Here is a 12879-nt window from a genome sequence, read left to right as displayed (position 1 = left end):
TCGGATGGACCGGCTCGATGCGATGCAGGCCTTTGTCGCGGTGGCCGATCTCCGGGGCTTTACCCCCGCGGCGCGCAAGCTCGGCCTGTCGCCCTCAGGTGTGACGCGGCTGGTTGCGGCGCTGGAGGATCGTCTGGGCGCGCGGCTGTTGCAGCGGACGACGCGGCAGGTGACGCTGACCGACGCTGGCTCGCGCTACCTTGAGTGGGCGCGGCGGATTTTGGCTGACGTCGAGGAGGCCGAGGGCGCCGTCGCCGGCGAGCGTACGCGCCCCGAGGGGCAACTCGTCATCTCTGCGCCGGTCGGCTTCGGCCGGCTGCACGTCAGCGTAATCGTGACCGCCTATTTGAAGCGCTATCCCGACGTCGGCGTCGACCTCCGCTTGTCCGACCGCATGATCAATCTCGTCGAAGACGGCGTCGATCTTGCCGTCCGGATCGGCCATCTGCCCGATTCGACGCTGGTGGCGCGCCATGTCGGCGAGATGCGGCGGATCGTGGTGGCTTCGCCCGGCTATCTCAAGGCGCGCGGCGAGCCGCAGCGGCCGCAGGAGATTTCCACGCATGACACGATCCAGTTCGGCGCCATGACGGCGGCGCTTGACTGGCGTTTCGTCGAGAACGGCCGCGAGATCCGCGTCGCCAGCACACCGCGCTTCGCCACCAATAGCTCGGATGCCGCCATCCAGTACGCCGAGCAGGACGGCGGACTGACGCGCGTGATGGCCTATCAGGCCGCCGAGTCGCTGAAAGCGAGGCGGCTCAGAATCCTGCTCGCGCGGTTCGAACAACCGGCAATGCCGATCCACATCGTCTATCCGACCTCGCGACTGCTCTCGGCCAAGGTCCGCACCTTCATCGATCTCGTAACCGAGATGGCCGACTGGCATTTTGGCTAGGTATCGTGCCCCCGGACGCGGTGCAGCACGCCAGTGGTGCGCCGCAGAGCCGGGGCCCACTTGCGCTGGGTCCCGGCTCTGCGGAGCGGCGCTATGCGCCGCACCGCGTCCGGGACACGAGGTGCCGCTACACCGGCTCCTTCTGCGGCACCACCCGAAACGTCGCATTGGCCCGCGCGATCACGATGTCATCGGCCTTGATCAGGCTTTGCGCGAAGCAGATCGTCCTGCCGGTCTTGACCACCTCGCTCTCGGCCGCGAGCCACTGCCCAATCTGCGCGGTGCCGACGAAATCGACCGCCAGTCCGATCGTCACCAGCGACGCCACCCCGCCCATCACATGCGCGCAGCTATGCCCCATGGCAGCATCGGCCAGCGCTGCAATCAGCCCACCATGGATCAGGCCGCGTCCATTGGTGTGCGGTTTTGCGAGCCGCAGCCCGATGATCACGGCCTTATCGGTCTTCTTCGAATACAGCGGCTCCCAGGGATCGGTCAGCGGGCTCTTGCGGGTGCGCGGCTCGAACCCTGCAGGGACATCGGATGCGGTCATTGGCGGCTCGCGGTGTGACGATGTTTTTCGTCATTGAACGCAAGGCGGCCGCGATGTCACCACCTACAAAGTTTTAAACGGGATTTCGACGGGTGTTTGAAATTGTCGCGCTCTTTTCCCGTCATTGCGAGCGAAGCGAAGCAATCCATAGCGCCGCACGCGGAGAAATGGATCGCTCCGTCGCGGAGCCTGTCATCGGGCGCGCGTTCGCGCGAGCCGTTGGCTCCTCGCAATGGAAATATCTCGCGAACGCAAACGTCTAAAACGGCAGCCCCACATAATTCTCCGACAGCGACGCCGATGCCGCCTTCGAGTTGACGACGTAATCCAGCTCGGCGAGCTGGATGCGCGCGCCGAATTCGCCTTCGTCGGGGAATTTGTGCAGCATCGAGGTCATCCACCAGGAGAAGCGCACCGCCTTCCAGACGCGTGACAATGCCTTGGCCGAATAGCCGTCGATGCCGGCGGAGGATTTCTCGTCGTAATATTCGCGCAGCGCCTGCGAGAGGTAATGCACGTCGCTGGCGGCGAGGTTGAGCCCCTTGGCGCCGGTCGGCGGCACGATGTGGGCGGCGTCGCCGGCCAAAAACATCCGGCCGAACCGCATCGGCTCGGCGACGAAGCTGCGCAGCGGCGCGATGCTCTTTTCGATCGAGGGGCCGGTGACGAGTTCGTCGGCCGCCTTCTGGTCGATCCGACGCTTCAGTTCGTCCCAGAACCGTTCATCCGGCCACTGGTCGATATGATCGTCGAGCGGACACTGCACATAATAACGGCTGCGCCGGGTCGAGCGCATGGTGCAGAGCGCGAACCCGCGCGCATGGTTGGAATAGATCAGCTCGGGGCTGACCGGCGGCGTCTCGGAGAGGATGCCGAGCCAGCCGAACGGATAGATCCGTTCAAAGGTCTGGATCGCGGACGGCTTCACGCTGGCGCGGCTGACGCCGTGAAAGCCGTCGCAGCCGGCGATGAAGTCGCATTCGATCTCGTGGCTGACGCCGTCCTTTACGTAGCTGACGCGCGGGCGGTCGGTGTCGAAATCGAGCGGTTTGACGTCGGCGGCCTGATAGATGGTCGTGAGGCCGGCCGCCTTGCGCGCGTTCATCAGGTCGAGCGTCACCTCGGTCTGGCCGTAGATCATGACCGTCTTGCCGGTGGCGCCGTACATGTCGATACGGTGGCGTGCGCCGCTGAAGGCGAGTTCGACGCCATGATGGACCAGCCCCTCGCGATGGGCGCGCTCGCCGGCGCCGACCTCGTCGAGCAGCGCCACCGTGCCTTCCTCGAGCAGGCCGGCACGGATTCGGCCGAGCACATATTCGCCGGTCTGGCGCTCCAAAATGACGTTGTCGATGCCGTAGCGGTGAAGTAGTTGCCCAAGCAACAATCCTGCCGGACCTGCGCCTATGATTGCTACTTTTGTCCTCAATACCCGCTCCTCCCCGGTATTATAGGTTCCAAGCCGGCGGTTGCCCCCAAGCCTGAAATGGTAGTTATATCATATAACGGTTTTGGCAAAGGACATTGGCGCGAAACAATAGAGGTGTACTTCGCGGAGGTGCACATGGCGACAAGGGAGAGACGAGACGCCGCGGGTCAAATGTCCGCCTTGAAAACGCGGATGAGTTAGATAACATGTTAATTAACGAGGTCGGGCGATCGAACAGCCCGCGTGCCAAGGGAGAGGATGCCGATGAGGAAAGCATTTCTGGCGATGCTGCTGGCCGCCAGCGTGACGCCTGCGCTGGCGCAGGAAAAAACCTTTGAACTGAAGCTGTCGCACTGGGTGCCGGCCTCCCATCCGTTGCAGAAGGCACTCGAAGATTGGGGAGCTGCGGTCGAAAAGGAATCCGGCGGCACCGTCAAATACAAAGTCTTCCCCGCGCAGCAGCTCGGTAAGGCGTTCGATCATTACGACATGGCGCGCGACGGCATCGCCGACGTTACTTACATCAACCCGGGCTATCAGCCCGGACGATTCCCGATCATCAGCGCCGGCGAGTTGCCGTTCCTGATGTCGGATGCCAAGGGCGGATCGATGGCGCTCGACGCCTGGTATCGCAAATATGCCGAGAAGGAGATGAAGGACGTCAAGTTCTGTCTGGCCTTCATCCATTCGCCGTCGACGTTCCATTCGCGGACCAAGAAAATCGTCACGCCCGAAGACATCAAGGGCATGAAGATTCGTCCCGCCCACGCCACCATGGCGAATTTCGTGACCCAGCTCGGCGGCACCAATGTGCAATCCTCGGCGCCCGAGGTCCGCGACATCATCGAGCGCGGCGTCGCTGATGCCGTTACCTTCCCGTGGGGGTCGGTGGTGCTGTTCGGCATCGACAAGGTGACGAAGTATCACATCGAAGCGCCGATCTACGTCACGACCTTTGCCTTCGTGATGAACAAGGACAAGTACGACCAGATGTCCGACAAGCAAAAGAAGGCAATCGACAACAACTGCAACACGGAAGCCGCCGGCCGCGTTGGCGAACCCTGGGGCAAGTACGAGGACGCCGGCATCGAGAAGATCAAGGCGATGTCGGGTCACGAGGTCTATAAGCTGACGCCGGAGCAGACGGCGGCGTGGAAGAAGGCGGCCGAGCCGCTGGTCAAGACCTGGGGTGAGGGCGTCAAGAAGAACGGCGGCGACCCGGACGCGGCACTGGCCGAACTCAAGGCTTCGCTCACCAAGTACAACGCGCTCGCGCAGTAAGCCGAAGCCGTAGCGAAGGAGTTGCGCTCCCTCTCCCGCTTGCGGGGAGGCATAGGCGGCCGGTGGTCGCCGTTCTTTGGAAGAACGCCGATGCGGAGCATCGGCTACGGGTGGGGGTCGTGCCGCATAACGCATGCTGGAGTTCGGGGAGAGAGCCCCCACCAGCCGAAGCTCCGCTTCGGCATTTCCATCAAAGAACGGCCGCGGGCGGCCTATGCTCCCCCGCAAGCGGGAGAGGTTAAGTGAGTTCGCGGCCAGACCTATTCAATCAACCGGCATCAGTCGATGGGGAGCTCCGGACATGAATCGCGCGTGGATGGATCGTTTCATCGACACGATCGAATGGATCGCCGCCGGCTTTGTCGGCATCGTTGCCCTCAACATTTTCATCGGCGTCCTGCTGCGCAACACGCTGAATTATGCGATCCCCGACTCCTTCGACATCGGGCGCATGCTGCTCGGCATCCTGATCTTCTGGGGCATCGCCGCCACCAGCTATCGCGGCGGCCACATCACCGTCGACCTGGTGTGGGCCAATGTCGGCCCGAAATACCAGCGCATGATCGACGTGTTCGCGACACTGGTGCTGCTGTTCGTTGTCACCGTGCAGACCTACACCCTGTTCGACAAGGTGCGCGGCACCTACAACGACAACGTCCTGACGTTCGACATGCACATGCCGACCTGGCCGTTCTTTGCCATCGCCTGGGCCGGCGACGGCGCCGCGGTGCTGCTGATCGCGATCCGCACCTACCGGCTGATTTTCCATCCCGAAGATATCCATGACGCCAAAGTCAAGACGGTAGAGTAATCGCATGAGTACAGATGCCGTCGCCGTCCTTGGATTCGTCTCGCTGTTTGCCTTGATGCTGTTGCGCGTGCCGGTCGGCATGGCGATGGGTCTCGTCGGCGTCTGCGGCTTCGGTTACCTGGTCGGCTTCACGCCGGCGCTGAAGCTGGTCGGTCAGACCTCGATGCGCACGGTTACCGACTACACCTTCGGCGTGATCCCGATGTTCCTCCTGATGGGAACGTTCGTCAGCAATTCCGGCATGAGCCGCGAACTGTTCCGCGCCGCCAATGGCTTTGTCGGCCATCTCCGCGGTGGGCTCGGCATCGCCACCGTCGCAGCCTGCGGCGGCTTTGCCGCGATCTGCGGCTCGTCGGTGGCGACAGCTGCGACCTTCTCGGCCGTGGCCTATCCGGAAATGCGCCGCTTCGGCTATCCGCAGTCCTTTGCCACCGGCGTGATCGCGGCCGGCGGCACGCTGGGTGCCATGCTGCCGCCATCCACCGTGCTGGCGGTCTACGGCATCATCACCGAGCAGGACATCGGAAAACTGTTCATCGCCGGCATCATTCCCGGCCTGCTCGCGATGACCATGTACATGATGACGATTGCGCTGATCGGCTGGTTTCGCCCCGGCTTCCTGCCGACAGGTAAGCAAACCACCTGGCGCGAGCGCTTTGCCGGGTTGAAGGACATCTGGGCACCGGTGCTGCTGTTCATCTTCGTGATCGGCGGGCTCTACGGGTTGCCGTTCCTGCCGCGCTTCACGCCGACGGAAGCGGGCGGCGTCGGCGCCACCGGCGCGTTCCTGATCGGCGTGCTCACGGGGCGGCTCGACAAGGAAAAGATCCTGAACTCGCTGTTGCAGGCGACCCGCACCGCGGCCGCGGTGTTCACGGTGCTGATCGGCGCGCTGATCTTCGGCTATTTCCTGACGGTGACGCAGACCCCGCAGAAGGTGACGGAGCTGCTCACTGGTCTCGGCCTCGGCCCCTACGGAATCCTCGCCTTGATCATGGTGATGTATCTGGTGCTCGGCTGCCTGATGGATGCGATGGCGATGATCATTCTCACCGTGCCGATCATCTTCCCGGTCATCATGCATCTCGGCTTCGATCCGATCTGGTTCGGCGTGATCATCGTGATGACGGTCGAGCTCGGGCTGATCCATCCGCCGGTCGGCATGAACGTGTTCGTCATCAAGAGCGTGGTGAAGGACGTCTCCTTCTCGACCATCTTCCGCGGCGTGATCCCGTTCGTGGCGACCGATCTGATCCGGCTGGTGATCCTGATCGCATTTCCGATATTGGCGCTGTGGCTGCCGCAACGCATGGCCGGATAGGGCGCTCCGATGACCCCGCAGCTTTCGACCAGATATGTCTTCACCATCACCGCCTTGATCGGCGAGGTGACGTCGGCCGGTGAGATCGGCACCGGCGTGCGCCGGATCATTCCGATCATCGGCGGCGAGGTGACGGGCGAAATCAACGGCAAGGTCTGCCCCTTCGGCGCCGATTTCCAGATCATCCGCCCGAACGAACTGATCGAGCTCGAAGCCAAATACGCCTTCGAGACCGATGACGGCGCGGTAATCTATGTCGAGAACAAGGGCCTGCGCTTCGGTCCCACCGAGTTGCTGCAGAAGTTGAAGCGCGGCGAGCCGGTCGATCCAAAATTGATCTATTTCCGCACCGTGCCGCGGTTCGAGACAGGCGCAGAGAAATATCGCTGGCTGATGGAAAACCTCTTCATCGCCTCCGCCGCCCGTCACGCCGACCGCGTGGTTATTGATGTGCACCAGGTGCTGTGAGTCTTTGTTAGGGGGCGCTAGCGACGTGCCCCCGCGATGATGTGCACGCTGCCGCTTTGCCCACGCTACAACATCACGCACTGCGAGCTGATTTGCTTTGTGCACAAGCGCGTTTTTCTGTGGCGGCCTGCCACAAACTGGCATGACGGGCAAATCAGTAAAACCTGTTCAGCCCTTTGCGCAAAAATATTCTGCTTTCGTTCTCACCAAATCAGTCGCATAACCCCGTCCGTCTCACCCATTGAGGGGCGCTCGCGATCGTCACGAACGTGCGGTGAGATGCGATGGACGCGGATGGCGCAAGATGTAGGCGCCAGAAACGTACGGTGAAGTCGTTTGGTTCGGACACCGCGGTGCTGGCGTTAAGTTCTTAGAGAAGCGAAAGCTTCGCAGGAGCGACGGAGGCAAAAGAGCCGTTCTCCGGGGAGAGCACGAAGTAAGCCGTAAAGCGCAGGGAAGGCCCGGATGCTCCCGCTGTACCTGTATGCTCGTGTGCGTTTTTCCTATGCGCAACTGCACACGAGACCGCGGGTGCGGCGCGCACCCGGTCTTCCCTGCGCCCTCTGATTTTGAGGGACAAGTTGTAGGCAAACCTCGGGCGCGCCGCGCCGCGAGAATGCCGACACGCATTGACTCGTCATCATCCGCGAAGGCGGACGATCCAGTATTCCAGAGACGTCAATGATCGAATTGATAAGTCGCGGCGTACTGGATACCCCGCATCCGCGGGGAGATGACGATCGTTTGGGCGTCGCTATCTCGACGTCATTGCGAGCGAAGCGAAGCAATCCATATCGCCGCTTGCCGAAATATGGATTGCTTCGTCGCTTCGCTCCTCGCAATGACGTAGAAGGAGCGAAACCAAGGCCCCCCGGACAGGCGCCTTGACTCCCACCAAAATCGTTATAAAACATAACTATTCTGCAAAGGAAGCAATACACGCCGATGGGAAACGCCTCTACCGCATCAGCGGGTCAATCCGACCTGCTCAAGATCGAGCAGAACGGCGCGGTGCTGACCGTGGGCCTCAACCGTCCGGCCAAGCGCAATGCGCTGAACGACGGCATCATCCTCGCAATCCAGGATTGTTTCTCCCATCTTCCCGAGGGGACAGGCGCCGTGGTCATCCATGGCGTCGGCGACCATTTCTCCTCCGGCCTCGATCTGTCCGAACTGACCGAGCATGACGCCACCGAGGGCCTGCGGCACTCGCAGATGTGGCATCGGGTGTTCGACCGCATCCAGTATAGCCGGGTCCCCGTGATCGCGGCGCTGAAAGGTGCGGTGATCGGCGGCGGCCTGGAACTGGCCTGCGCCGCGCATATTCGCGTCGCCGAACCATCGGCCTATTTCGCGCTGCCCGAGGGCCAGCGCGGCATTTTCGTCGGCGGCGGCGGATCGGTGCGGCTGCCGCGGCTGATCGGCGTGGCGCGGATGATCGACATGATGCTCACGGGGCGGGTCTATTCGGCGACCGAAGGCTCGGCCTATGGTTTCTCGCAATATCTCACGGAGGCCGAGGGCGCGCTGCCGAAGGCGCTGGAACTCGCGGAACGCGTGGCGGCGAATGCGCCGCTCACCAATTTTGCCGTGCTGCAGGCGCTGCCGATGATTGCGGAGGCCAATCCGCAGACCGGCCTGCTGATGGAATCCCTGATGGCAACCGTGGCGCAGAGCGACAAAGAGGCCAAGCGCCGCATTCGCGCGTTTCTCGAGCACAAGACCGCAAAGGTGAAGCCGACCTGACATGAGCGCCAAGCCCGACATGTCCGCTTCGACCGATTCAGCCGCGCGCGCCGAACATCGGCTGCGCCCGATCTCGTTCGGCACGCCCGCGGTGCATGTCGAGCGCCGCGACGACGGCACCATCTATCTGCGCCCGAAAGCGCAGTTGCGCGATTATCCGGCGCGTATCACCGACCGGCTGCATCATTGGGCGGCAGCGGCACCCGACCGGGTCTTCATGGCCGAGCGCAACGCGGCACGAAGCTGGCGGCAGATCACCTATGCAGAACTGCTCGCGTCGTCGCGGCGCATCGCCTCCGCGCTGCTGGGCCGCGGTCTTTCGACCGAGAAGCCGGTCGTCATCCTGTCCGGCAACTCGGTCGATCATGCGCTGGTCGCGTTCGGCGCGCTCTATGCGGGCATTCCCTTCTGTCCGGTATCGCCGGCCTATTCGCTGGTGTCGCGCGACTACGGGAAGCTCAGCTATCTGATGAAGCTGTTGACGCCCGGCCTCGTCTTCGCGGACGACGCCACGAAATTCGCCGATGCGCTGGCCGTCAATGTGTCGTTCGGGACCGAGATCGCTGCCTCGTGCGGTGCGGTGCCCGGCCGTGATGTCACGACACTTGCAGATCTTATGGCGACCCCATTGCACCCGCGCCTCGACGCAGTTCACGAGGCTATCGGCCCGGACACGATCGCAAAATTCCTGCTGACCTCGGGCTCGACCGGAAATCCGAAGGCGGTCATCAACACCCAGCGCATGATCTGCGCCAACCAGGTGATGCTGCGCGAGACGCTGGCATTTCTGAAGGATGAGCCGCCTGTCATCGTCGACTGGCTGCCGTGGAACCATACATTCGGCGGCAACCACAACATCGGGCTGACGCTATATAATGGCGGCTCGATGTATCTCGACGAGGGCAAGCCGATGCCCGGCGGCATCGAGGAGACCGTGCGCAATCTCCAGGAGATTTCGCCGACGGTCTATTTCAACGTCCCCAAGGGCTATGAATCGCTATTGCCATACTTGCGCGATGATGCAGGCTTGCGCAAAAAATTCTTTGCTCGCCTTCATGCGATGTTCTTCTCGGGCGCCGCGTTATCGGCCTTTGTCTGGAACAGCCTCGACGAATTGTCGGTTCGCGAAACCGGCTATCGGGTGCCGATGCTGACCGGCCTTGGCGCCACCGAGACCGCGCCGTTCTTCATGTCGGTCAATCCGCATACCAGCCGCTCCGGCCATGTCGGGCTGCCGGTTCTGGGGAATGATGCGAAACTCGTGCCCAACAACGGCAAGCTTGAGGTTCGCGCCAGGGGGCCGAACGTCATGCCGGGCTATTGGCGCCAGCCGGATATCACGGCCAAGTCTTTCGACGAGGAAGGCTTCTACAAGATGGGCGACGCGCTCAAGCCGGCCGATCCCGATAATTTCGACGCCGGCTTCGATTTCGACGGCCGCATCGGCGAGGACTTCAAGCTTGCTAGCGGCACCTGGGTCAGCGTCGGCCCACTGCGGGCGCGCTTTGTCGCGGCTTGTGCGCCACTGGCGCGCGACGTCGTCATTGCCGGCATCAACCGCGACGAAATATCGGCGCTGGTGGTGCTCGATCTCGACGGTTGCCGTCTGATCAATCCGACGCTTCCACATGATGATCTGGCCGCCGCGGCGTCTGATCCGCTGATCGTCGCGGCCTTCCGCGAGCGCTTCCAGAAGCTTGTCGCTGGCGCGACCGGATCGTCGACCCGGATCACGCGCGCGGTGCTACTCGATGCGCCGCTATCGATCGATCGTGGCGAGGTCACCGACAAGGGCTCGATCAACCAGCGCGCGGTGTTGGAAAACCGCGGCGCGCTGATCGAAGAAATCTATTCGCCAGCGCCGCCGGCGCAGGTGATCACGCCGTAACCGAATTCGAACAAGAACTTGTCAGGGAGAGCACCATGCACTTGAAGGACCAGGCTGCCATTGTCACCGGCGGCGCATCGGGATTGGGCGCGGCGACCGCGCGCCGCCTCGCGGCGCAGGGCGCCAAGGTCGCGGTCTGCGATCTCAACGCCAACCTCGCGGAGGCCGTCGCGGCCGAGATCGGCGGCGTCGCCGTGATCTGCGACGTCTCCGATGCTGCCTCCGCGGAAGGCGCGATCGCCAAGGCCGCGGCGGCCCACGGCCCGGCGCGCGTGCTGGTGAACTGCGCCGGCATCGGTGTCGCCAAGCGCGTGATCGGCAAGGACGGCCCGATGGCGCTCGGCGATTTCGACAAGGTGATCAAGGTCAATCTGATCGGCTCGTTCAACATGCTGCGGCTGGCGACGGCTCCGATGTCGAAGCTGGAGCCGCTTGCCACCGGCGAACGCGGGGTGGTGATCTCGACCGCCTCGGTTGCAGCCTATGACGGCCAGATCGGTCAGTCGGCCTATTCGGCTTCCAAGGGCGGCATCGTCGCCATGACGCTGCCGATCGCACGCGAGCTGGCACAGTTCGGCATTCGCGTGCTGACGATCGCGCCGGGCCTGTTCCTTACGCCGCTGCTGGCCAATCTGCCGCAGGAAGCGCAGGACTCGCTGGCCGCCTCGATCCCGTTCCCACGCCGGCTCGGCCAGGCCGACGAGTTCGCCTCGCTCGCGCTGCACATGATCGACAATCCCTATCTGAACGGTGAAGTGGTGCGGCTCGATGCCGCGCTTCGCATGGCGCCGCGGTAGGGATCGTTTATGTTCGTCAACCGGCGCGACGTGCAGATACAGTGGGGCGATTGCGACCCCGCCAACATCGTTTACTACCCGCGCTATTTCGCGATGTTCGACGATTCGACCTCGATCATGTTCGAAGCCGCCGGTTTCTCGAAACAGGACATCATCCACAAATACGGCCTGGTCGGAATCCCGATGGTGGACACGCGGGCGAAATTCCACATTCCCTCGACCCATGGCGAGTGGATCCGGATCGAAAGCCGCATCGAGAGCTTCAAGCGATCCAGCTTCGAGGTGGTCCACAACGTGTTTAAGGCCGACGCATTGGCGATCGAGGCGTTCGAGACGCGCGTGCTGGTCGGCAAGCATCCGGACGATCCTACGAAGCTGAAATCGGCCCCGATGCCGCCGGAGATCATCGAGCGATTCATGCGGGGCTGACGGAGGCTCCCGCATGATCTAAAGGAGGGGCTGAAGTGGTCGCCCGTTTTTGCTTAAACGATAAATAGATTATCAAGGGAGGAATGAATGAAAAAGGCCTTGCTGTCCGCTGCAGCCGTTATAGCGGCTCTCGCCCTGCCGGGCGCGGCGGTTGCACAAACCAACGAGATTGTAGTCGGCATTTCCATCACCACGACGGGGCCTGCCGCGGCGCTCGGCATTCCCGAACGCAACTCGCTCGACTTCGTGGCGAAGGAAATCGGCGGCGTGCCGATCAAGGTCATCGTGCTCGACGACGGCGGCGATCCGACCACGGCGACAACAAACACGCGCCGCTTTGTCACCGAGTCCAAGGCCGACGTCATCATGGGCTCGTCGACGACGCCCTCGACGATCGCTGTGGCGACCGTGGCAAACGAGGCGGGAATCCCGCATATCGGCCTCGCCCCGTTCCCGATCAACGAAGCGCGCATCAAGTGGTCGGTCGCAATGCCGCAGCCGATCCCGATCATGGGCAAGGTGCTGTACGAGCACATGAAGGCGCACGGCATCAAGACCGTAGGCTATATCGGCTACTCCGATTCCTACGGTGATCTCTGGTTCAACGATTTCAAGAACCAGGCCATTCCAATGGGAATCACCCTGGCCACCGAGGAGCGTTTCGCGCGTCCGGATACGTCAGTGGCGGGTCAGGTGCTGAAGCTGCTTGCCGCCAATCCCGACGCGATTCTGGTCGGCGCCTCCGGCACCGCAGCGGCGCTGCCGCAGACGACCCTGCGCGAGCGCGGCTACAAGGGCCTGATCTATCAGACCCACGGCGCCGCCAGCATGGACTTTATCCGCATCGCAGGTCCCGCGGCGGAAGGCGTGATCATGGCTTCCGGTCCGGTGATGTCGCCGGAGTCCCAGCCCGACAGCGCGCTGACCAAGAAGCCGGGCCTGGCGCTCAACACGGCCTATGAAGCCAAGTATGGCGCCAACAGCCGCAGCCAGTTCGCCGGCCACTCCTACGATGCGTTCGAAGTGCTAAAGCGCGTGATACCGGTGGCGCTGAAAAAGGCCAAACCGGGCACGCCGGAATTCCGCGAGGCGATCCGTCTGGCGCTGATGTCGGAGAAGGAAATCGCAGCCAGCCAGGGCGTCTACAACTTCACCGAAAAGGATCGCTACGGCCTCGACGACCGCTCGCGCATCATTCTGACCGTGAAGGACGGGAAGTACGTTCCGGCGAAGTGAGGACGTTCGGTCTGTAGGCTGG

The 12879-nt window shown here is 62.8% G+C and carries 12 protein-coding genes; 10 read left to right on the top strand and 2 right to left on the bottom strand.

From position 1 onward, the window contains the following. The first annotated feature begins 4 nt into the window (after positions 1-4). Positions 5-898 carry a LysR family transcriptional regulator gene (locus HCN58_RS19665; RefSeq protein ID WP_171581034.1) on the top strand — a complete coding sequence of 298 codons (894 nt, stop codon included), beginning with the start codon at positions 5-7 and terminating at the stop codon, positions 896-898. A gap of 127 nt (positions 899-1025) precedes the next feature. Here the strand turns inward: HCN58_RS19665 and HCN58_RS19660 are convergent, their stop codons facing one another. Continuing rightward, positions 1026-1451 (bottom strand): PaaI family thioesterase, encoded by a 426-nt coding sequence (locus HCN58_RS19660; protein WP_171581033.1) that lies wholly within the window; start codon positions 1449-1451, stop codon positions 1026-1028. 259 nt (positions 1452-1710) lie between these two features. Continuing rightward, positions 1711-2880, bottom strand: coding sequence for a 4-hydroxybenzoate 3-monooxygenase (gene pobA / locus HCN58_RS19655; RefSeq protein ID WP_171581031.1), 1170 nt, complete (start codon positions 2878-2880; stop codon positions 1711-1713). A gap of 264 nt (positions 2881-3144) precedes the next feature. Here pobA and HCN58_RS19650 point away from each other — a divergent pair, with 264 nt between their 5' ends. The 9 genes from HCN58_RS19650 (at position 3145) to HCN58_RS19610 (ending at position 12857) form a co-directional block, all read left to right on the top strand. After that, a complete protein-coding gene (locus tag HCN58_RS19650; RefSeq protein WP_171581030.1) occupies positions 3145-4161 on the top strand; it encodes a TRAP transporter substrate-binding protein in 1017 nt (338 codons plus the stop codon). A gap of 301 nt (positions 4162-4462) precedes the next feature. Next, the gene (locus HCN58_RS19645) at positions 4463-4972 is read left to right on the top strand and encodes a TRAP transporter small permease (protein ID WP_171581029.1); all 510 of its coding nucleotides are present in this window, start codon (positions 4463-4465) and stop codon (positions 4970-4972) included. Positions 4973-4976: 4 nt separating this feature from the next. Further along, positions 4977-6293, top strand: a complete 1317-nt coding sequence (locus HCN58_RS19640; RefSeq protein ID WP_171581028.1) for a TRAP transporter large permease — start codon at positions 4977-4979, stop codon at positions 6291-6293. A gap of 9 nt (positions 6294-6302) precedes the next feature. Further along, entirely contained in the window at positions 6303-6761 is a 459-nt protein-coding gene (locus HCN58_RS19635; RefSeq protein WP_171581027.1) for a DUF3237 domain-containing protein, read from the top strand. Between the two features lie 945 nt (positions 6762-7706). Continuing rightward, on the top strand, positions 7707-8507 hold the full coding sequence (locus tag HCN58_RS19630; protein ID WP_171581026.1) for a crotonase/enoyl-CoA hydratase family protein: 801 nt from the start codon (positions 7707-7709) through the stop codon (positions 8505-8507). Between the two features lies 1 nt (position 8508). Continuing rightward, on the top strand, positions 8509-10395 hold the full coding sequence (locus HCN58_RS19625) for a feruloyl-CoA synthase (protein WP_171581025.1): 1887 nt from the start codon (positions 8509-8511) through the stop codon (positions 10393-10395). A 35-nt stretch (positions 10396-10430) separates the two neighbouring features. Continuing rightward, positions 10431-11192 carry an SDR family NAD(P)-dependent oxidoreductase gene (locus HCN58_RS19620; RefSeq protein ID WP_171581024.1) on the top strand — a complete coding sequence of 254 codons (762 nt, stop codon included), beginning with the start codon at positions 10431-10433 and terminating at the stop codon, positions 11190-11192. 9 nt (positions 11193-11201) lie between these two features. Continuing rightward, entirely contained in the window at positions 11202-11621 is a 420-nt protein-coding gene (locus tag HCN58_RS19615; RefSeq protein ID WP_171581023.1) for an acyl-CoA thioesterase, read from the top strand. Positions 11622-11708: 87 nt separating this feature from the next. Next, entirely contained in the window at positions 11709-12857 is a 1149-nt protein-coding gene (locus HCN58_RS19610; RefSeq protein WP_171581022.1) for an ABC transporter substrate-binding protein, read from the top strand. Positions 12858-12879 lie beyond the last annotated feature (22 nt).

The organism is Bradyrhizobium australiense, assembly GCF_013114825.1.
GTDB lineage: Bacteria > Pseudomonadota > Alphaproteobacteria > Rhizobiales > Xanthobacteraceae > Bradyrhizobium > Bradyrhizobium australiense.
The sequence above is the reverse complement of the archived record's forward strand: the minus strand, read 5'-3'. Positions and strand labels throughout refer to the sequence as shown.